This is a genomic window from Candidatus Njordibacter sp. Uisw_058 (genome assembly GCF_047730065.1).
Classification (GTDB): Bacteria; Pseudomonadota; Gammaproteobacteria; order Pseudomonadales; family Balneatricaceae; genus Njordibacter.
The window spans coordinates 744,518-765,282 of record NZ_CP159829.1; the positions used below are offsets into that span (position 1 = coordinate 744,518).

Genomic DNA, 20,765 nt, shown 5'->3' on the forward strand with positions numbered 1-20,765 from the left:
TGATTGATAATTAATTGTTTAAAGTAAGCGAATGTTGGCACTGTTATTGCTTTTATCCATACATAGTGATGTTTTGATGAGTCCAGTGACATGTGACTTCTTATCGACACCATTGATTGAAAGTTAACAGATAAATATAAATAATCGATAAAAAACAAATGATTAGTTTTTTATTTTTACTTTAGGGTCCAAGTTATTATGAATTTTTCACAAGTTATAAGCGTGAAGGATCAAATCAATGTCAAACATTTGACGGGGTTATTAATCCCTATGTTGGTTCTGCTGATCATCTTAATGATGGTGGTTCCACTGCCTGCGTTCTTGTTAGATTTATTTTTTACCCTCAATATTGCCCTTGCCCTAGTCATTGTAATGATTTCTATTAACACCATGCGGCCATTAGATTTTTCATCCTTTCCTTCGGTCCTATTATTTGCAACTTTACTACGTTTGGCATTAAACGTAGCATCGACCCGGATTGTTCTCGTTGAAGGTCACACGGGCACCGATGCAGCGGGTCAGGTTATTCAGTCATTTGGTGATTTCGTCATTGGTGGTGATTATGTGGTGGGTATCATCGTATTTTCTATTCTTATGATTATCAACTTTCTTGTAGTGACCAAGGGTGCAGGCCGTGTATCAGAAGTCAGTGCCCGCTTTACCTTGGATGCCATGCCTGGCAAACAGATGGCGATTGATGCCGACCTAAATGCCGGTGTACTGTCGCAAGATGAAGCCCGCGAACGGCGCGCAGATGTGACGGCAGAGGCGGATTTTTATGGTTCAATGGATGGTGCCAGTAAATTTGTGAAAGGCGATGCAATCGCAGGTTTTCTGATCCTGCTCATTAACCTTATTGGCGGCCTTGCTATTGGTATGGGTACCCATGGTTTGAGTTTTAATGAAGCCACAGAAACCTATGTTTTATTAACCATTGGCGATGGTCTAGTAGCTCAGATTCCTTCCTTATTGCTTGCCACTGCTACAGCGATCATTGTGACCCGCGTCACCTCGACCTCAGACATGTCGAGCGAAGTGGTGAGCCAATTAGGTAGCCCTCAAGCACTTATTGTCGTTACCGGCATTATGACCTTGTTGGGTGTTATTCCAGGTATGCCTCACTTCATATTTTTATTGTTAGCCACAATTACTGGTGGTTTTGCATACTTAGCTGTAAAACGTTCTCGACAGGATGACAAGCCCGAGGTTGTGGACCCGGTACAGGAGCAGCAAGATCAAGAGTCAAAAGACCTGTCGTGGGAAGATATTCCACAGCTAGATATGATTGGCTTGGAAGTGGGGTATGCATTAATTCCCTTAGTTGACAAAAGCCAAGGTGGCGCGTTAATGCAACGCATCAAAGGCGTGCGTAAAAAACTTTCACACGAACTTGGATTTTTGGTGCAATCAGTGCACATTCGGGACAACCTAGATCTATCGCCTAATCAATACCATATTAATATTAATGGCGTGACCCGTGGCCAGGGAGAGTTGATGATGGGCAAGGACCTCGCAATTAACCCTGGTGGAACCCACGGCAGTCTCGAGGGTATTCCAACACAAGATCCAGCCTTTGGACTGGATGCCTTGTGGATTGATACATCCCAAAGAGAGTATGCCCAGTCTATGGGCTATACAGTGGTGGACGGTGCGACAGCTCTTGCAACACATTTGAATAAAGTTTTACATGATAACGCTCACGAATTACTGGGCCACGACGAAGCTCAGCAATTGATGGACCAACTGTCACAAGCGGCTCCTAAGTTGGTTGAAGCAGTCGTGCCTTCTCAATTGTCAGTGGGTGTCGTGGCTAAAGTATTACAAAATCTTCTAGCTGAAGGCGTGGCGGTAAGGGATATTCGCACAATCGTCGAAATTCTGGCAGAACAGGCTCATAGAAGTCAGGATCCTGACGTTTTGACAGCGGCAGTGCGTCCAGCGTTAGGCCGTATGATGATGCAGCAACTCACTCAAGTCGGGAGTGATCTATCCGTTATGACATTAGATGCCGGATTGGAACAACAATTGCATAACATATTACAGCAAAGCAAAGAACACGGCTTAGCCATAGAACCCAACCTAGCAGAACAGTTGTTAGGTAACCTGCAAGATACCAGCGAAAGACTCGCCGAACAGGGTATTCCTCCAGTGTTAGTGGTCTCTCCAGGCATCCGTCCTTGGTTAGCTAAAATGGTTAAAAACCGTATTCCAGGTTTAGTCATACTGGGCTACAACGAAATACCAGACGAACAAGGCATTCAAGTGGTGTCGACTATAGAACAACAGCCCCTAGTGGATGCGCAAGCACCAGTAGAGTATAACTAAAAGCATTAAGGTTGATTGAAGATGAAAATGAAGCGCGTTTTAGCCAAAGACACACGTACAGCTCTTGCCATGATTAAGGAGACTCTAGGTGATGGTGCCGTCATTTTGTCAAATACAAAAATTGCTGGCGAAGTTGAAATTGTAGCGGCCATCGACTTTGACGAAAAGCGCTTAACAGCGCAGCGCAGTTCAGCTTTTTCTGATCGCCTTAGTGCTAATTTAGACCGCATTAAGTCACAACGAAACCAAAACCCAAACCAAAACCCCAATCAAAGTTCAGCTTCATCAGTCAAGGTTGCAGCTGAATTAAATCGACCACGAACTGCCAAAAATCCTACAGCATCATTTAATCATCAGGCTCCTAGCAATGACAATATGATACGCATGGAAAAGGAAATGGGTCTTTTGCGCTTGTTGGTAGAGCAACAAATGATTCAGAGTCCAAATCAGAACCATACTTTTACCAATGCGGCTGGGCTTAAGGTTTTCCAGAGGCTTGAGCGCATGGGATTTGAAAAACGTATGATTGATCCTATGCTATCTGAGATACCTCAATGCGATGATGCTGATCTATTATGGACACATGCCCAACAATGGCTGCAGGATCATTTAACCACCAGTTCAGAAGGGGTAGTGCACGAGACAGGAATTTATGCCCTTGTAGGCCCCACAGGTGTGGGCAAAACCACAGCCATCGGTAAATTAGGTGCGCAACTGGCCATGAAGCACGGCAAGCATAAGGTGGCTTTGATTTCTATGGACCAGCAACGCATTGGTGCGCGAGACCAATTAAGAGTATTTGGGACCATGTTAGGCATCGAAGTACATCATGTCACAGGCTTTACTCAGTTAACCACAACCTTAAATCAACTCACCCACAAAGATTATATATTGGTTGATACTTCAGGGGGTAACCCCTTTGATCCACATATTCAGAACCTAGTTGACGGTTTCTTAGGTGTGCCCCATCAAATCAATGTTTACCTAACACTGGCTGCTAATAGCCAGTCTCATGCATTGCGCTATCTAATGACTCATTACTTAGGTAAGGTTAAAGGCGTTGTAGCGACAAAATTAGATGAATGTTTACCTTTAGGTGGCCTACTTGCAGCTCTTATAGAGTCAAAGCAGCCGTTAGTAATGATTACTGACGGGCAGCGTATTCCCTTAGACTTAGGTTATCCTAGTGCACAGCAACTCGTTGCTCACGCAGTGGCAGCTGAATTAGCAGAAGAAGATGGTGCTATAGATGCTTTGTCTAGGCTACCGCACGCTACACCAGGTAAACCTTCTGGTCTGAGTGATAGAAGTCTATTAAACACAAGACCTGTCGCCAGTCCTAAGTTTGGCAGCCTAAAAGATACCCCTCTTGCTGCCATGGGCTTAGCGTCCTACAGGAGCCACTAATATGAGTTCAAACGGAATACAAGTCATTGCTGTAACGAGTGGCAAAGGAGGTGTAGGTAAAACTAACACCTCAATTAATATTGCTGCCAGTTTGGCTAAGCAGGGTCACCAAGTGATGTTGATGGATGCCGACTTAGGCTTGGCAAATATTGATGTGAACCTAGGTTTGCAGTGTACATTTAATATGGCTCACGTCATGAGCGGTGAAAAAACCTTAAGTGACATCATTCAAATAGGTCCGTTTGGCATACAAGTAGTGCCTGCAGCCTCAGGTATATACGAAATGGCCAGCTTGCAAAATGAACAATTGCAGCATTTAATTCAAGCCTTTAGTGAATACAATGGCAAATTAGATTACCTCATTATTGATACTGCAGCAGGGATCTCTGATAATGTCTTAGCGTTTTTAAATGCCGCCCATCAAGTCATTGTCATTGCATGTGATGAGCCCTCTTCAATTACGGATGCGTACGCATTGATTAAAGTCATGAACCAGCGTTATGGGGCCAGTCGTTTTCACTTTATTGCCAGTATGGTGAAGAACGAAAAAGAAGGTCGTGCTTTGTATAGCAAAATTGAGCGAGTTGTCGATCATTACTTAGGAGCTACTATGTTGTATTTGGGAAGTTCCCCTCGTGATGAACAACTGCGGCTAGCTAACAAGCAACAAAAAGCCGTGGTTCAAGTATCACCTATGGCTAATTCGTCTCGTGCTTATGCACGGATGGCGGCTGCAGTAGAGCGCTGGCAGCCACCTATTGGCTTAAGTGGCCAAGTTGAATTTTTTGTTGAAAGACTATTGCAACATAAAGCGTAATTGGAAATAATTAATTGATGCATAATCTTTCTCTTTATCAATCCCATGCTCCTGGGTCTGCTACAGACCCTTTAGTTGAGCATATGCCGCTAGTCAAAAAAGTAGCGTTGCACTTGAGTGCGCGTTTGCCGGCCAGTGTCGATATTGATGATCTCATTCAAGTGGGTATGCTGGGTTTGTTAGAGGCGTTAAATAATTTTGATGCCACTAAAGGGGCTCAATTTACCACTTTTGCTAAGCTCAGAGTGCGTGGCGCGATGTTAGATGAAGTGCGGCGCTTTAGCACTCTACCGCGTTCTGTCATGACCAGTATCCGAGAGATTAACCAAGCCACTGCTGCTCTTGAGCAAGAAATGGGGCGCCCAGTTAAAGACACGGAATTGTCGGACGCTATGGGTATGAGCTTGGAAGACTTACAGCATCAAAAAGGTCGCAATTATAATTACCAAACGGTGCAGATTGAGGATCAGCCTGACGGTGTAGAACCTCCATTATCTGCCTTAATTCCAACTAGAGAGGTCGATGAAGCGGCTTTTCAAAAAGCCCTCGCTACTGCTATTGGTGAATTACCAGAGCGCGAGCAACTGATTTTCGCGCTTTATTATGATGAAGAACTTAACTTAAAAGAAATCGCAGCTGTGCTAGAAGTATCAGAATCTCGCATCAGCCAGATTCAAAGTGGTTCAGTGAAGAAACTACGTCAAAAACTAGTCGACTGGATTTAGTTCGACTTTATTATCGAAACATTATTCCCTGAACTTTATTATCTAGACATTATAAGTCGACTTTGTCAGATAGACCCTGTTAGTCGACCTCAACAAATCAGAGCCACTTCCCACAAGATGAGGCTAATTGATTTGCCGACACTTATAGGCCTTAAACAATCTTTAATCGACAAGCATGAATTTTGCAGGGCTCATTGATTAAGTTAAATATCTGCCAGCAAGCGCAAATACTTAAATAATTTCTTCGAAGCGGCTTTTGCTTTCGCTTCTTGATTGAGGCTTTGGGCCTGCTTCGCTAAGTGCGTAATGTGTTGCCGATCAGCTTTGTCATGTAGTTGTATGATTTCATTAATCGTATCAGGATTGTTGGCAATTAAGCCATCCCGCCAAGTCTCTATTTGATGAAAAACGCGACGGTGCTCATCAGAGCCTGAGTCGTGCACTGCTAAGGCCTTGGCAATGGCTTCTGAATCTTCATCGCGCATCACCTTACCAATGTATTGCAAGTGTCTGCGCTTAGCTTCATTTTGAGCGATGCGACGAGATTCATCAATTGCTGTTTTGAGGGTATCACTCATGGGGATGCGGGCCAATTCAGACGGTTTAAGGTCAACTAATTTACCACCTAAAACCTGCAGGGCTTGCATTGCGCGTTTGATTTGGGTACGGCTAGGTTCCTCTTCAGCAGGCAGGTTTTGTTGCAATGCTTCGAGTTCTGCTGCGGCTTTTCGAGCTTTAACTTTGCCCATATTAAATTCCTTACGAGTAAAATAATGTGGCGAGGCCTAAGAAGGCACAAAATCCGACCACATCAGTAATGGTGGTTAAAATAACGCCGCCAGCTAAAGCAGGGTCTATGTTCATTGCTTTAAGGATGACAGGCAAAGAGGTGCCACAAATAGCAGCCACAACTAAGTTAATAACCATTGCAATAGCAATGATAAATCCAATGGTGAAGTCCGAAAACCACCAACTCGCAATACTGGCAACTACAGTAGCCCATAACAGACCATTGAGAGCCCCCACGATGACTTCTCTATTGAGTAGGTAACCAATGTTACTATGTTCAACGTGCCCTAGGGCTTGGCCTCGGATCACTAAGGTCAGTGCCTGACTGCCAGCAATACCACCCATGCTGGCAACAATAGGCATCAGAATCGCAAGCGCGACTACTTTTTCAATGGTGTCTTGAAATAGTCCAATCACCATAGAAGCAAGTAGGGCCGTTAATAAGTTAATGCCAAGCCACACGGCTCGGCGTTTTGCTGTCTTAAAAACAGGTGCAAAGGTATCTTCGTCTTCGTCTAAGCCAGCCATTCGCATGAGGGAGTGGTCGGCCTCTTCTCTAATGACATCAACCACGTCATCGATGGTGATGCGACCCACTAAGCGCCCTTCTTGGTTAATGACGGGTGCTGAAACCCAATCATTACGTTCAAATAAATTAGCTACATCAGTTTCATCTAAATCAGCGGGTATGGCTTCGCGTTCTGTGTCCATAACATCGGATATGAGGGTGTTAGGGTCACTGACTAATAAGCGAGTGAGGGGCAACAAGCCGATGTAGCTGTCCTTGCGTGTGACTACAAACAGGTTGTCAGTCATTTCGGGGATGGTGTCATGGCGCCTTAAATAACGTAACACAGCGTCGATAGTAAGGTCAGGTCGAATGCTTACGACGTCAGTATTCATGAGGCCACCCGCAGTGTCTTCAGGGTAAGACAAAACCTGTTCAACTCGCTCTCGATCTTGTTGTCTCAAACTGTTAAGAACTTCTTGTAACACCTTTTTTGGTAACTGTTGTAAGATATCAGCGAAGTCGTCAGTGTCTAAGTTTTCTGTGGCTTGCAGTAGTTCCTCAGTGTTCATTTGATTAACGAATTCAGCTTGAATTTCGTCGCTTAAATGTTGCAACACTTCACCTTCCAATTCTGGATTGATCAAGTTCCACAGCACTTCTCGCTCTCTGGGAGGCGAAGACTTTAATAAATGAGCCGTATGGGCGGGTTTTAAAGTGTGGTTGAGCATGTGGCGGGCTTGAATAAAAGCACCGCTATCGAGGGCATCATTGAGTTCTTGCAGGCGAGATTTCATTGGACTGCTTGCCTTATTCGCCTTCGTCAAAATAATTATTAACCAATTGAGAAACCTCGTCTGCGGCTTGCTGAGCCCCGTCCCCATCTACCTTGAGATCCAGAACAGTGCCTTTGGCTGCGGCTAAAAGCATGACTGACATTATGCTTTTAGCATCCACCATTTTGCCTGCGTTTCCAATTTCGATGCTACATCCATGCCGACTCGTCACACCGACAAGCTTAGCAGCGGCGCGAGCGTGCAAACCAAGTTTGTTAATAATTGTGATTTGTCTTTGAATCATGCAAAAAACCCTACAGACGCGGCCCTATAAATAGTTAGACAATCTTTCATAAGAATCGCCGAAACTTATCAAGAATAGCCGCATAGTTTACCCTTTTTAGGGTTTTTATGCGATAGCGATTTGGTACATCGCACGTGCGTCAGCGGCTTCTCGTAAATTCGAGCGAAATTCAGGCTTTCCAAAACTTGTGGCTAAGGTCGCCAAAATTTGAAGATGTTCATCGGTGGCTTGAAGGGGCACTAACAGCACAAATAGTAAATCCACTGGTTGCTGGTCAATGGCGTCAAAATCAACGGCTGTGGCCAACCGCACGAGGGCACCCGTGACTTGTGTGCAGTTTGCTAGACGGCAATGGGGGATGGCGATGCCATCACCAAAGCCAGTACTGCCCAATTTTTCTCGGTTGATCAAGGCATTAAACAGCTCTTTGCCATCTAAGGTGGCTATTTGATCCCCGAGTAAGTGGCTAATAGATTCAAGGGTGCGTTTTTTGCTAGCCCACTTCAGATCAGCAAAAGTGCGCTCTAGTGTGAGGATGTCACTAATATTCATAGTTACTTATTAACCCTGTGGGGTAGTTGATCTCAAGTGAGTCGTTTACGTTCGTTAGAGGGTGGGATGTTCATGCTTTCTCGATATTTGGCAATCGTTCTGCGTGCTACTTTAATACCTTGTAGTTCAAGCATGTCAGTCAGTTTACTGTCACTCAACGGTTTGCGTGTTAATTCCGCCGCAATTAATTTTTTGATGAGTGCACGGATCGCTGTTGATGAGCACTCACCTCCATTCGCTGTAGCAACGTGGCTAGAGAAAAAGTATTTTAGCTCAAATATACCCCTAGGGGTGTGCATATATTTTTGCGTGGTGACTCGAGAGATGGTTGATTCATGCATTTCCACATGTTCAGCAACTTCTGCAAGTACAAGGGGTTTCATCGCTTCTGCACCATGCTCCAAAAAGCCTTGCTGTATTTCACAGATGCGCCCAGCAACCTTGAGTAAGGTCTCATTTCGACTCTCAAGACTCTTTAAGAACCAACGTGCTTCTTGTAAGTGACTTTTGATATAGTTTTTATCACTAGTGTTGGCGCTGCCACCAAAATTTACATACTGTTGATTAATTCTGATTTTGGGTGCCGATTCGGGGTTCAGTTCAACACGCCACACGTTATTCACCTTACGCACCATAACGTCTGGAATAACATACTCGGCTTGGCTTGAGGCAATACTGACCCCAGGCTCTGGCTGTAATTTGGTGATCAGTTCGAAAATATGCTGCAGCTCATTTTCCTTATACCCTGAACGCCTTCTTAGCGCATTGTAATCGTGGCTACCCAGTAAATCTAAATGTTTGTCTACTATGGCTATCGCACCTTGGCGCCAAGGTGTTTCGGACGGTAAGTATTTTAACTGGATGAGCAGACATTCCCTTAAGTCCTGGGCTGCAACGCCGATGGGATCAAACTGTTGAATTAATGTGAGTACCGCTTGTGTCTCGTCTTCTTCAATAAGCTCTTGGTCTTGTTGCACTAGATTACCGTTGATGCCTTCTGTAATTTCAGTTAGCGTTTGGCTCAAGTAACCACGTGCATCGACAGCATCTATAATGCTGGCCCCAATGAATTGGTCAAGGTCACTCAAGCGGCTAACATTGAGTTGCCATTCTAGATGTTCTTGTAAGCTCAGTTCGTGGGTATTGTTAGCGTCAAAGTCAAAGTCGTCTGCAGGCCCAGTTGCAGGAGTAGTGGAGCTTTGATAAACGTCATCCCAAGAACTGTCAGTGGCAAGCTCAACTGGGATTTCTTCACTCCAATCACTCTCTGATTGGTACTCGTCAGCAGGATGCTCTGCCGCTAGATCATCAAGCTGGGCATCGCTATTGTCTTTTTCTGCAGTGCCAATTTCATTTGGATCGAGTTCTTCTTCAAGTTCAAGTAGAGGGTTAGAATCCAAGGCTTGTTGTATTTCTTGCTGAAGGTCTAAGGTCGAAAGCTGAAGTAAACGAATCGCCTGCTGCAACTGTGGCGTCATAGCCAGTTGCTGATTCATTTTGAGTTGTAAAGATGCTTTCATAGTTAAGTTAACTTATTGGTGCTTTTGTTATTTTACTTGATCACAAAGTGAAATCGTCGCCTAAGTATACCTCTTTTACCTGCTGATTCGCTAAGATATCATCACTCGTGCCTTGGGCTAAAATATAACCTTCACTGACGATATAAGCGAGATCACAAATATCCAATGTTTCACGTACATTGTGGTCGGTGATGAGCACCCCAATACCTTTGTCGCGCAATTGTTGAATGATGTGTTTAATGTCCTTTACGGAAATAGGATCCACTCCAGCAAAGGGTTCATCGAGCAAAATAAACTTAGGTGCACTCGCTAAAGCACGAGCAATCTCTACCCGGCGGCGCTCTCCCCCCGATAAACTCATGCCTAAACTGTCCCGAATATGGCCAAGACTAAACTCTAAAAGCAGACTTTCTAATGTGTCTAATTGCTGGCTTTTTGTAAGTTTTTTTTGAGTTTGTAAAATGGCTAATATATTCTGCGCAACTGTCAATTTACGAAACACAGAGGCTTCTTGAGGGAGGTAACCAATGCCTTTGCGGGCTCTTCCGTGCATTGGTTGATGGGAAATATCCTCATCATTAATGATGATCTGCCCACGGTCTGCGTGCACTAAACCTACGATCATATAAAAACAGGTTGTTTTCCCTGCGCCGTTAGGACCCAGTAGGCCTACCACTTGGCCAGCTTCAACGCGAATGCTGACATCTTTTACGATGGCTCGCTTACTGTAGGATTTAGCCAAGTTTTTGGCTTCTAGGGTTGCCGCAGTGTTAGTCTTATTGAGCATAGCATTCGCATCGTACAATATTGGTAGAGGGTTAATTGGAGTTAGGTAAGAAAATCATTTTGACGCGTTTGTCCTCACCACCGGTGGCCTTAACGTTATCCTTAGGAACGTCAAAAAGAATTTTATTGCCACTAAATTGGTTTCCTCGTTGGATCAGTTTCGCTTTACCAATTAAGGTCAAGAATTCATTTTCAACCTGATAATCAATGCTTTTGCCCCAAGCTTCCATGAGTTCGTCTTTGCCAGTCTCGTTGGGCTCAGATTGCTGGCGCATGTAGGCTAAACCTTCATAAGGTCCTTCTTTAGCCAGCATAGTTTGAATGCCATTATCATCAAAGGTAAGGGTAATTGTGGAAGCTTCAATTTTCATGGTGCCTTGAGTGATGATGACGTTGCCTGAATAAATAGAAAACCCTTCTCCTTCATTCAACTCGGCACTATCAGCGGTGATCTCTAAGGGCTGCTTGCGGTCGCTATCAAGGGCCCAGGTCAAAGGGCTGGCCAAGAGGGCTAAACTAGCCACGCAGCAAATGATCAAGCCATGCCAATAGGGCAACGGCTTTACCCTAAGGGACTGTTGGATAGACAGAAACATAATTAATTCCTCGGCGTGGAGTGGGAACCCTTGACTTTATTCAAGAGCAGTAAACGTTGGGTATCGAGTGTGAGGCGCATTCCTGTGCCCGTCAAGTCGCTATATTTGGAGGTTAGACTGGCCCGTTGGTCAGATTCGGCATAATTTTGTTGAGGAAATAACCTGAGGCTTTGGCTGGTGAGGCTAAGTGGACGGTTAATGTCGGGGCCGTTAGTGACTATGGCATTACCTGTTAGGTTTACTTGGGCTCCGGAATCGAGTATCAGTCCCTCGTCTGCTTTGCCAAACCATGCTGAGTCCCCATCCGCTAAATAGATATTAAATCTGGGCTGCAACATGTCAGTGGTGCCAAACTCTTGAATGTGAGTAAATCGTTGAGCCGTTATTTTAGAGGATAAACTTCCCATTTCGTCATATTGGCTAATAGTGGCATTCGTCATGTAATAGTCTGGAATCCACTGGGCATCCTGTTCGGTTGTCTGTTGCACTTCTTTCTGCCACCACCATAATGCGAGCAGCCCAACCAAGCCTAAAGTCACCAAGTTGATATACAACCAGCGGCTACGCAATAGAGTGATCATTTTGAGGCTGCAGTGAGCGAGGTGTTAAGGTAAGGTGCTAAGGCAGCATCCCAAGTACCTTGAGCCTGCATAATTAAATCACACACCTCTCGCACGGCACCTTGGCCACCATTGCGGCGGGTCACATATTGGCTGTACTGCATCATAGTGCTGGTAGCATTAGGCAGGGTAATACCTAAGCCGACCTTGATGATGGCGGCAAGGTCTGGCAAGTCATCGCCCATATACGCCATGTTAGCCCAGTCTAATTGTAAGTGTTGAGTTAGCTCATGCAGCGCAGTGAGCTTGTCTTCTCGTCCTTGCAACACTAATTCGATGCCTAACTGTTGAGCTCTTTGGCTCACAATGTTGGAACTTCTGCCCGTGATAATAGCCACCTTGACACCGCTGGCTTGGAGCATTTTAATGCCTTGGCCATCTAAACTGTTAAAGGCTTTGATTTCTTCATCTTGGTTACTAAAATAAAGCTGGCCATCGCTTAGTACACCGTCTACATCTAATGCGAGGAGACGCACAGAATGGGCGTGTCTAGCAAGCTGAGCCGCAGTGAGTTCTTGTGAAGGCATGTTATATGACTCCCGCTTTTAACAGGTCGTGCATGTTAATTGCGCCCACAGGGTGATTGTTTTTATCACATACAATAAGGGCATTAATTTGGTATTGTTGCATTATTTGCAAGGCTTGAGCAGCCAGCATATCAGCTTGGGCTTGAATAGGATTATGGGTCATAAGTTCGCTAATGTGGCATTCGCGCAGATCTTGGCTATGATCTAAGCTGCGCCGTAAATCACCGTCTGTGTAGATGCCTGTGAGTTGGCCTTGGGGACTCACGACGGCAGTCATGCCCATACTCTTTTGGGTCATTTCCATGAGGGCATCGGCAAAGCGGGTGTTTTGTGAAACTGACGGTAAGTCATCGCCAGTGTGCATGATATCACTCACTTTAAGTAATAACTTTCGACCCAGTGCTCCACCTGGGTGAGAAAAGGCAAAATCTTTGGCACTAAAACCTTTCGCTTCTAACAAAGCGATGGCAATGGCATCTCCCATGACCAAGCAGGCTGTGGTGCTTGAGGTAGGGGCAAGATTTAAGGGGCAAGCTTCGGTACTCACTTTGACATTAAGATGCACATCGGCCGCTTTAGCGAGGGTAGAGTCTTCAGCACCTGTCATTGTAATTAGCGGCGTACCGAGGCGCTTTAACATAGGTAATAGGGTCACAATTTCCCTTGTGGTGCCAGAGTAAGACAAGGCAATGACTACATCTTGGGCAGTGATCATCCCCATGTCACCGTGACTAGCCTCACCCGCATGAACGAAAAAAGCAGGTGTGCCGGTACTGGCTAAAGTTGCTGCAATTTTGTTAGCAATGTGGCCTGATTTACCCATGCCTAGTAAAACTACGCGGGCTGAACAATCCATTAATAACTGGCAGGCCTGTTCGAAGGCCCCATCAATGCGAGTGGCTAATTCAGCAACGGCTGCCTGCTCTAGGCTAATGGTGCGTAAAGCAGATTCGGCGAATAGTGCGGTCTGAGTTGGGTTGGGCCCCTCAGCGTTTTTTTGGCTCACAACATCTCCTAAGTCATGTGCGTGAATTATCTAGCATTAGTATAAAGTAAAAACATATACATAACATAGATCAACAGCAGTAAGCCGCCTATAGGCCTAGAAATATGACCCCCGCGACGGGCTTTAAATCCTAGGGCAAGGATAAAGAGTGTCAACATTAACATGAGCCCATAGTCCCGCCATAGGGCATCGGCTTCTATAACCACAGGGCTGATGAGGGCGGGTATCGCCATGACACCCAATAAATTAAAAACATTAGAACCGATGACATTGCCCAGTGCAATACCGTGTTGGCCTTTGCGAGCACTCATTATGGAAGCCGCAAGTTCTGGCAAGCTAGTGCCAATGGCGATAATAGTGAGGCCAATAATCATCTCACTCACACCTAATGATGTGGCAATATACACGGCACCACCAACTAATATTCTTGACCCCAGTGCTAGTAGAGCTAAGCCCACTAACAACCAAACAATCCCCACCTTTAAGCTCATTTTGGCTAATGGTTTTTCTTTGTCTTGTGAATGGTCTTGCGAAGCTTCTTGAGTATAGTCTTGTTGATAGCGTTTAAATAAATACAAACACACAACCAAACCAAGTAATAATAACCCACTGTCGACTGCGTCAAGATAGTAATCTAATAATACAATGCCCGCACCCATCGTGGCGAGGGTTAGTATGGGCAACTCAACCCGCACCAAGTTACCCTTTATTGGCAGCGGTGAAACAAGCGCAGTGGCTCCTAAAACTAAGGCTATATTGGCTATATTGGAGCCGATGGCATTGCCAATAGCGAGTCCTGGGGCATCATCTAGGGCGGCCATAGCAGAGACTAGCATTTCAGGCGCAGAGGTGCCAAAAGCCACAATAGTTAGGCCAATTAATAGGGGAGACATGCCTAGGTGGCTGGCTGTTGCAGAAGCGCCATCAACAAAGCGATCGGCACTCCAAATAAGTAGGATTAAACCGATTAAAACGGCGGCAATGGCGATAAGCATAGTAACGTCTAATAATAGAGTGGAGGTGAATAGGTAACTACAGGTCCTCAACAGGATTAGCTCCAGTAGCGAGGCGCAATGAAAGCAAGACTTGACTGAATTTGCAAGTTTCTTTGCAGTTAAGCGAGTCAATGCTAAACTTGTAGTCATGAAAGTTAAGGCCATTATCGGAACTTCACCAATGCACACAGACGGCATAATTAATCTGCAAAACGTCAGCTTCTATCGTGGCGGTCGGGCTATATTTGAAGACCTAAATTGTGCCATAGCTGCAGGAAAAATCACGGCTATCATGGGCCCAAGTGGGACTGGAAAAACAACTCTGTTACGTCTTATTAGTGGCCAGTTACAGCCGCATAAGGGACAGGTTTTTTTGTTTGATCAAGATATTGCTAAGATCAAACAAAAACAGCTTAACCAACTGCGCAAGCGCTTGGGGGTGTTATTTCAAAGTGGTGCTTTGTTTACTGATCTCTCTGTTTTTGAAAATGTGGCCTTTCCCTTGAGAGAACACATGAACTTGTCAGCTGATGATTTGCATAATCGAGTGCTAACTCAATTGGAAGCCGTGGGTTTGCGTGGGGTGAAAGATTTCATGCCTTCACAACTCTCAGGTGGTATGGCGCGGCGTGTTGCCTTAGCTCGGGCGGTCGCAATGGAGCCGGAGGTGATCCTTTATGATGAACCCTTTGCAGGCCAAGACCCTATTGCCATGGCAGTCCTGCAAAGATTGATCAAAAGTTTGAATGATCAGTTGCAACTAACCAGTGTATTGGTGTCTCATGACGTTGCTGAAGCTTTTGCAATAGCAGATCATGTGATTTTACTAGGAGAGGGGCGGGTGTTAGCCCAGGATCATCCTGACGCTTTAAAGCACAGCACTGACCCGGCAGTAAAGCAATTCATTCACGGAGAAGCTGATGGTGTTATTCCATTTCACTATCCTGCACCCGCCTTTCAGGACGAGCTGAGGGGGCCATCATAATGCTCAGTTTTGTGGTTAGTTGTATTGCTAACTTAGGCGCTGTTTTTTTGCATAAGTTAGTGCAAATGGGCCAAGCTTTATTAATGTTGTTGCAAGCCATTATGGTGCAACCCAAGGCATCCAGTTTCGCTAGGTTAATCCAGCAGCTTTATGTAGTGGGCGTACAGTCGCTAATTATCATACTGGTTTCTGCGTTATTTATCGGCATGGTGCTGGGACTGCAGGGCTTTACCTTGCTATCAGCCTATGGGTCAGAACAGGCTGTGGGTCAAATGGTGGCTCTAACACTCGTGAGAGAACTGGCTCCGGTCGTGGCGGCCTTATTATTTGCCGGTCGAGCGGGTTCTGCGTTAACCGCAGAGATTGGCCTAATGAAAGCCACAGAGCAGTTAGCCAGTTTGGAAATGTTTGGCATCGACCCATTGCATCGCATTGTTGCACCAAGATTTTGGGCGGGCATTATATCCTTACCTATACTGGTGGCTATTTTTAGCTTGGTTGGTATCTATGGTGGACACCTTGTCGCGGTGGAATGGCTGGGGGTCTACAGCGGCTCTTATTGGGGCAATATGCAGCAGGCTGTTGATTTTAATGAAGATGTTCTCAATGGCATGCTCAAAGCTTTAGTCTTCGCATTTTTAATTAGCTGGATTGCGTTATATCAAGGGTATTCATGTCTTCCAACGTCCCAAGGTATAAGTGCTGCGACCACTCGGACTGTGGTGTATAGCTCTTTGGCGATTTTAGGCTTTGATTTTATTTTAACAGCGCTAATGTTTGGAGGCGCAGTATGAACAAGAGATGGTTAGAACTGAGTGTGGGTGCAATGATGGTGGCTGGCATAGCTGCCCTAGTGGCTTTGGCGTTGCAGGTTAGTGGCGGCAGCATGTCTCGCAATGTTGGTCATTACCCTGTGAGTGCTTTGTTTGAAAATGCTGCGGGTCTTGGCCCAAAAGCCAAGGTAACTATGGCTGGGGTGACGATAGGTGAAGTGGTTGCTGTGGGTATAGACCCCGATACATTAATGGCTGAGGTGCGCATGCAAATTTATGGACAGATCAATTATTTATCCATTGATTCCAGTGCGAGCATATTAACGGCGGGCTTATTAGGTGAAAAATATGTCGGTATTACTGCGGGAGCAGAAGACGATCTGCTAGGGGCTGGAGATATGATTGAAGATACCCAGTCGGCACTCATTTTAGAAGAGCTTATTGGCCAATTTTTGATTAACCTTGGTGATAAATAATAAGGAACAACGAGCATGATGACGTTAAAAACTAAGAGTACACGATTCACGTTAACTATAGTGCTACTTTTATGCGCCCTAATGGCCAAGGCAGATGAATGGCAAGAAGCCAGTCAAGTGGTTGAGAAAAGTACACAAGCTATGCTTAGCTTACTGGAACAGGGTCGTTTAGATGCGCTTCGTGATAGCGAAACTGCAGGGGAAACTGTGCCTTTAGATGTGTCAAAAATGCTTTTAGGTATGGAAGTCATCATGGACACGGTCATTGATTTTGAAAGCCTTGCCAAAGGGGTGATGGCTAAATTCTACCGACGGGCATCGCCTCAACAAATCGATGAATTCCAGGCCGTGTTTAAGCGTTCACTGTTAAACACTTATTCGGGTGCGGTCATGTCTTTAAAAATTAATAATTTTGAGATTCAACCAAACCCCACGCTTAGTAAAAAGCCTGGCCGGCAAAAAGTTTGGGTCAAGGTGCTAGCCAATGGTGCAGCCTACGATATTAACTATGCCATGAAAAAACGCCAGCAAGGCTGGCGTGTCACCAATGTCACTATTGATGGCATTAATTTGGGTTTAGCTTTTAGGAAGCAATTTTCCAGTGCTATGGCCCAAAGGAAAGGCAATATGGATGATGTCATTGCATTTTGGAATGACCCATCCTGAGTCGATTGATTACTAAACTTTGGTGGCGATAGTGACGAGTATTTTGCTATCATATGCGCCAAATTAGCCCTTGGAGAATATTTTGGACGCGCAACAAGTTAAACAAATTATTGAGCAGCAACTTGCAGGGACCCAAGTCATTCCTAGTGGCGAAGGTTGTAGCTTTGAGGTTACTGTGGTCGGGGACTTGTTTGGCGGTTTGTCTCCAGTGAAGAAACAGCAACTGGTCTATGGTTGCTTAACGGATCAAATTGCGGATGGTTCCATCCACGCTTTAGGCATAAAAACCTACACTCAAGATCAATGGCAGCGCTTAAACGCTTGACCTGAGGATTGCGCAAGTTATTTTAGAATTAAGACCTACTCACATTCGGCGAGCAATATTATGGATAAATTAAGTATTACCGGTGGTAAACGCCTCGATGGAGAAATTCGGATTGCGGGTGCAAAAAATGCTGCACTACCCATACTAGCGGCAACCCTGCTGGCTCAGGAACCGGTTACTATTCGTAACCTTCCTCACTTACATGACGTCACTACCATGATCGAATTATTAGGTCGGATGGGGGTCTCTCTGCTGCTGGGAGATAAACTGAGTGTAGAGATTGATGCAACCACGCTAGACCACTGCATAGCCCCTTATGACTTAGTTAAAACCATGCGTGCTTCTATTCTTGTATTAGGCCCCTTGGTGGCGCGCTTTGGCGAAGCAGAAGTATCATTACCCGGTGGTTGTGCCATTGGTAGTCGACCTGTAGATCTACATATTCGTGGTTTAGAAGCCATGGGTGCAACCATTACGGTTGAAGAAGGTTATATTCGTGCCAAGGCAGACCGCCTGCACGGGGCACATATATTTTTCGATACGGTTACGGTAACAGGTACCGAAAATATCCTCATGGCAGCTACTTTGGCAGATGGTGAAACCATTTTAGACAACGCTGCGCGTGAACCTGAAGTTGTAGATTTAGCAGAATGTTTGATTGCCATGGGTGCAAAAATTACTGGCCATGGCACAGGTACTATACGCATACAAGGAGTTGAAAAACTTCACGGTTGTCATTACGACGTCTTACCAGACAGGATAGAGACAGGCACTTATTTAGTCGCCGCTGCAGTGACCGGTGGACGCATTAAAGTTAAAGATACACGACCTGACATTATGGAAGCAGTGCTTGCTAAATTGGAAGAAGCGGGGGCAGAAATTACTATTGGTGAAGACTGGATTAGCTTAGATATGCACGGCAAACGACCGACAGCGGTTAATTTAAAAACTGCACCATACCCCGCTTTTCCTACAGATATGCAAGCTCAGTTTTCGGCCCTTAACGCCATTGCAATCGGCAGTGGACGGATTACTGAAACTATTTTTGAAAATCGCTTTATGCACATCGACGAAATGGCTCGCATGGGTGCGCAAGTGGTCGTCGAAGGCAACACTGTAATCCAACAAGGTATTGAAAGGCTGAAGGCAGCGCCGGTCATGGCGACAGACCTCCGAGCTTCTGCAAGTCTTGTGATTGCGGCCCTAGTGGCAGATGGCGAAACTATTATTGATCGAATTTATCATATTGATCGTGGCTATGATTGCATTGAAGAAAAAATGGGCGCTTTAGGCGCTATTATCAAGCGCGTTGCCTAACTGGAAAATATCACCATGCCCAACAGTCTGACCATTGCATTGTCTAAAGGTCGCATTTTAAAGGAAACTTTGCCACTTTTTGCCAGTGCAGGCATCGAACCTCTGGAAGATGTATACACCAGTCGTAAATTAGTCTTTGAAACCACTCAGCCTGGAGTAAGATTTCTAGTCATTCGTGCGACAGATGTCCCTACCTATGTGTCCTACGGCGCTGCAGATATGGGTGTAGCAGGCAAGGATGTATTATTAGAACATGGTGGTAATGGCTTGTATGAGCCGTTAGACCTCCAAATTTCCAAGTGTCGACTCATGACTTGTGCCCCTATTGGCGCTGCACCGGCGGGCAGACGTCTAAGAGTCGCCTCCAAGTTTGTCAACATAACCAAGGCCTATTTTGCTGAGCAAGGGCAACAAGTAGATATTATCAAGCTCTACGGGGCTATGGAGCTAGCGCCTCTTTTAGGCTTGGCAGATCAAATTGTAGATATTGTTGACACGGGTAATACCCTCAAGGCTAATGGCTTAGAGCCATTGGAAGAAATTGCCGTCATTAGCAGCAGGCTAGTGGTCAGCCAAGCGTCTATGAAGCTCAAACATGGCCGCATAGGCCCCCTTATTGAACAGTTATCTGCGGCGGTTAACGCCCTTCAGGGACATTAAAATGCAATGGCTTAAAGTCAACCGGCTTGATACTCAACAGGCCAATTTTGAGGCTCAGTTGAGTCAATTACTGGGTTGGGAAAGTGTTTCTGATCAACGTGTACAAAAAACTGTAGCGGACATTATAGAACGTGTAAAATTGCAAGGTGATACGGCCTTGTTGCAATTGACCAATCAGTTAGACCGCACACCATTTAAAACGGCGTCAGAACTTGAAATCCCCCAGCAAAAGCTTGACCAAGCGTTGGCAGATATTAGTCATCAAGAACGAGATGCATTACAAACTGCAGCCGCTCGAATCCGCGCTTACCACCAACACCAAAGACAAGATTCATGGAGCTATGTTGAAGCTGACGGCACTTTGCTTGGTCAGCAAATAACAGCGATGGATCGGGTGGGAATATATGTGCCAGGTGGGAAGGCAAGTTACCCTTCATCGGTTTTAATGAACGCTATTCCTGCCAAGGTCGCTGGAGTGAAGGAAATCATCATGACGGTGCCTTTGCCTAATGGCAAAGTCAATCCGTTAGTCCTGGCTGCAGCAGCCATCGCTGGGGTAGATCGTGTTTTTGCTATTGGCGGAGCCCAAGCGATAGCAGCCCTCGCTTATGGTACCCCAATGGTGCCAAAAGTAGACAAAATTGTGGGTCCAGGAAATATTTATGTAGCAACGGCCAAGCGCGCCGTGTTTGGTGCGTGTGGCATTGACATGATAGCGGGGCCGTCAGAAATTTTAATTATTTGTGATGGCCATACTAACCCAGACTGGGTCGCTATGGACTTGTTCTCTCAAGCTGAACACGATGAGCAAGCTCAATCTATTTTGTTGTGCCCAGACAAAGACTATTTGGATCAGGTGGAAGCCAGCTTTAAAGCCCTGCTGCCAACCTTGGAGCGCAGCAGTATTATCAAGACATCAATTGAAAATCGTGGGGCTCTTATTCAGGTTGCCAATATGCAAGAAGCGATCGACATTACTAATCGCATTGCCCCTGAACACCTAGAATTATCAGTAGCAGATCCTGAAGCTATGTTGCCTGAAATCCGTCATGCGGGGGCTATTTTTATGGGCCGTCATACAGCGGAGTCCTTGGGCGATTATTGCGCTGGGCCAAACCACGTGCTGCCCACTTCAGGTACGGCTCGTTTCTCATCTCCTTTAGGTGTTTATGATTTCCAAAAACGCTCGTCGTTGATTATGTTCTCAGAGCAAGGGGCGAGTGAAATGGGGAAAGTAGCCTCAGTATTGGCACGTGGTGAAAGCCTAACAGCCCATGCCAGATCTGCTGAATACCGCATCCTTGACTAAG

Annotated in this window: 23 protein-coding genes; 12 read left to right on the plus strand and 11 right to left on the minus strand. The window is 45.5% G+C overall.

Annotated elements, in window-relative coordinates; translation table 11 throughout:
* Positions 1–198: 198 nt before the first annotated feature.
* The 4 genes from flhA to ABXT59_RS03440 are packed head-to-tail and all read left to right on the plus strand — an operon-like array spanning position 199 to position 5,274.
* Positions 199–2,325, plus strand: a complete 2,127-nt coding sequence (gene flhA / locus ABXT59_RS03425) for a flagellar biosynthesis protein FlhA (RefSeq protein WP_443637706.1) — start codon at positions 199–201, stop codon at positions 2,323–2,325.
* Positions 2,326–2,346: 21 nt separating this feature from the next.
* Positions 2,347–3,732: a flagellar biosynthesis protein FlhF gene (gene flhF, locus ABXT59_RS03430; protein ID WP_443637707.1), complete on the plus strand. Its 1,386-nt coding sequence runs from the start codon at positions 2,347–2,349 to the stop codon at positions 3,730–3,732.
* 1 nt (position 3,733) lies between these two features.
* Positions 3,734–4,549, plus strand: coding sequence for a MinD/ParA family protein (locus tag ABXT59_RS03435; RefSeq protein ID WP_443637708.1), 816 nt, complete (start codon positions 3,734–3,736; stop codon positions 4,547–4,549).
* Positions 4,550–4,566: 17 nt separating this feature from the next.
* Complete coding sequence (locus tag ABXT59_RS03440) at positions 4,567–5,274, plus strand: RNA polymerase sigma factor FliA (protein WP_443637709.1); 708 nt, start codon at positions 4,567–4,569, stop codon at positions 5,272–5,274.
* A gap of 203 nt (positions 5,275–5,477) precedes the next feature.
* Here ABXT59_RS03440 and yjgA read toward each other — a convergent pair whose 3' ends face one another.
* The 11 genes from yjgA to ABXT59_RS03495 all read right to left on the minus strand — a co-directional run bounded on the left by yjgA (position 5,478) and on the right by ABXT59_RS03495 (position 14,253).
* The gene (gene yjgA, locus ABXT59_RS03445) at positions 5,478–6,023 is read right to left on the minus strand and encodes a ribosome biogenesis factor YjgA (protein WP_443637711.1); all 546 of its coding nucleotides are present in this window, start codon (positions 6,021–6,023) and stop codon (positions 5,478–5,480) included.
* Positions 6,024–6,033: 10 nt separating this feature from the next.
* On the minus strand, positions 6,034–7,368 hold the full coding sequence (gene mgtE / locus ABXT59_RS03450; RefSeq protein WP_443637712.1) for a magnesium transporter: 1,335 nt from the start codon (positions 7,366–7,368) through the stop codon (positions 6,034–6,036).
* 13 nt (positions 7,369–7,381) lie between these two features.
* A complete protein-coding gene (locus ABXT59_RS03455; RefSeq protein WP_443637713.1) occupies positions 7,382–7,651 on the minus strand; it encodes an HPr family phosphocarrier protein in 270 nt (89 codons plus the stop codon).
* Positions 7,652–7,756: 105 nt separating this feature from the next.
* Positions 7,757–8,203, minus strand: a complete 447-nt coding sequence (gene ptsN, locus ABXT59_RS03460; RefSeq protein WP_443637715.1) for a PTS IIA-like nitrogen regulatory protein PtsN — start codon at positions 8,201–8,203, stop codon at positions 7,757–7,759.
* A 32-nt stretch (positions 8,204–8,235) separates the two neighbouring features.
* Complete coding sequence (locus ABXT59_RS03465) at positions 8,236–9,723, minus strand: RNA polymerase factor sigma-54 (protein WP_443637716.1); 1,488 nt, start codon at positions 9,721–9,723, stop codon at positions 8,236–8,238.
* Positions 9,724–9,763: 40 nt separating this feature from the next.
* Positions 9,764–10,510 (minus strand): LPS export ABC transporter ATP-binding protein, encoded by a 747-nt coding sequence (gene lptB, locus ABXT59_RS03470; protein WP_443637718.1) that lies wholly within the window; start codon positions 10,508–10,510, stop codon positions 9,764–9,766.
* 31 nt (positions 10,511–10,541) lie between these two features.
* Positions 10,542–11,105 carry a lipopolysaccharide transport periplasmic protein LptA gene (gene lptA / locus ABXT59_RS03475; protein WP_443637719.1) on the minus strand — a complete coding sequence of 188 codons (564 nt, stop codon included), beginning with the start codon at positions 11,103–11,105 and terminating at the stop codon, positions 10,542–10,544.
* A gap of 2 nt (positions 11,106–11,107) precedes the next feature.
* Positions 11,108–11,686: an LPS export ABC transporter periplasmic protein LptC gene (lptC, locus tag ABXT59_RS03480; protein WP_443637721.1), complete on the minus strand. Its 579-nt coding sequence runs from the start codon at positions 11,684–11,686 to the stop codon at positions 11,108–11,110.
* Positions 11,683–12,252, minus strand: a complete 570-nt coding sequence (locus ABXT59_RS03485) for a KdsC family phosphatase (RefSeq protein ID WP_443637723.1) — start codon at positions 12,250–12,252, stop codon at positions 11,683–11,685. The genes lptC and ABXT59_RS03485 overlap by 4 nt, the downstream gene beginning before the upstream one ends.
* 1 nt (position 12,253) lies before the next feature.
* On the minus strand, positions 12,254–13,258 hold the full coding sequence (locus tag ABXT59_RS03490) for a KpsF/GutQ family sugar-phosphate isomerase (RefSeq protein ID WP_443637724.1): 1,005 nt from the start codon (positions 13,256–13,258) through the stop codon (positions 12,254–12,256).
* A gap of 26 nt (positions 13,259–13,284) precedes the next feature.
* Positions 13,285–14,253: a calcium/sodium antiporter gene (locus ABXT59_RS03495; RefSeq protein WP_443637726.1), complete on the minus strand. Its 969-nt coding sequence runs from the start codon at positions 14,251–14,253 to the stop codon at positions 13,285–13,287.
* Between the two features lie 91 nt (positions 14,254–14,344).
* Here ABXT59_RS03495 and ABXT59_RS03500 point away from each other — a divergent pair, with 91 nt between their 5' ends.
* From ABXT59_RS03500 to hisD, 8 genes are all read left to right on the plus strand, one after another.
* A complete protein-coding gene (locus ABXT59_RS03500) occupies positions 14,345–15,238 on the plus strand; it encodes an ABC transporter ATP-binding protein (protein ID WP_443637728.1) in 894 nt (297 codons plus the stop codon).
* Positions 15,238–16,032 carry a lipid asymmetry maintenance ABC transporter permease subunit MlaE gene (mlaE, locus tag ABXT59_RS03505; protein WP_443637730.1) on the plus strand — a complete coding sequence of 265 codons (795 nt, stop codon included), beginning with the start codon at positions 15,238–15,240 and terminating at the stop codon, positions 16,030–16,032. Before ABXT59_RS03500 ends, mlaE begins: the two co-directional genes overlap by 1 nt.
* Positions 16,029–16,487, plus strand: coding sequence for an outer membrane lipid asymmetry maintenance protein MlaD (mlaD, locus tag ABXT59_RS03510; protein ID WP_443637732.1), 459 nt, complete (start codon positions 16,029–16,031; stop codon positions 16,485–16,487). Before mlaE ends, mlaD begins: the two co-directional genes overlap by 4 nt.
* Positions 16,488–16,502: 15 nt before the next feature.
* Positions 16,503–17,153, plus strand: coding sequence for an MlaC/ttg2D family ABC transporter substrate-binding protein (locus ABXT59_RS03515; protein ID WP_443637733.1), 651 nt, complete (start codon positions 16,503–16,505; stop codon positions 17,151–17,153).
* Between the two features lie 82 nt (positions 17,154–17,235).
* Positions 17,236–17,478: a BolA family protein gene (locus ABXT59_RS03520; RefSeq protein ID WP_443637735.1), complete on the plus strand. Its 243-nt coding sequence runs from the start codon at positions 17,236–17,238 to the stop codon at positions 17,476–17,478.
* Positions 17,479–17,538: 60 nt separating this feature from the next.
* Positions 17,539–18,795, plus strand: a complete 1,257-nt coding sequence (gene murA / locus ABXT59_RS03525) for a UDP-N-acetylglucosamine 1-carboxyvinyltransferase (protein WP_443637737.1) — start codon at positions 17,539–17,541, stop codon at positions 18,793–18,795.
* A 15-nt stretch (positions 18,796–18,810) separates the two neighbouring features.
* Complete coding sequence (hisG, locus tag ABXT59_RS03530) at positions 18,811–19,455, plus strand: ATP phosphoribosyltransferase (RefSeq protein WP_443637739.1); 645 nt, start codon at positions 18,811–18,813, stop codon at positions 19,453–19,455.
* Between the two features lies 1 nt (position 19,456).
* Positions 19,457–20,764 carry a histidinol dehydrogenase gene (gene hisD / locus ABXT59_RS03535; RefSeq protein ID WP_443637741.1) on the plus strand — a complete coding sequence of 436 codons (1,308 nt, stop codon included), beginning with the start codon at positions 19,457–19,459 and terminating at the stop codon, positions 20,762–20,764.
* The last annotated feature ends 1 nt before the right edge of the window (position 20,765 follow it).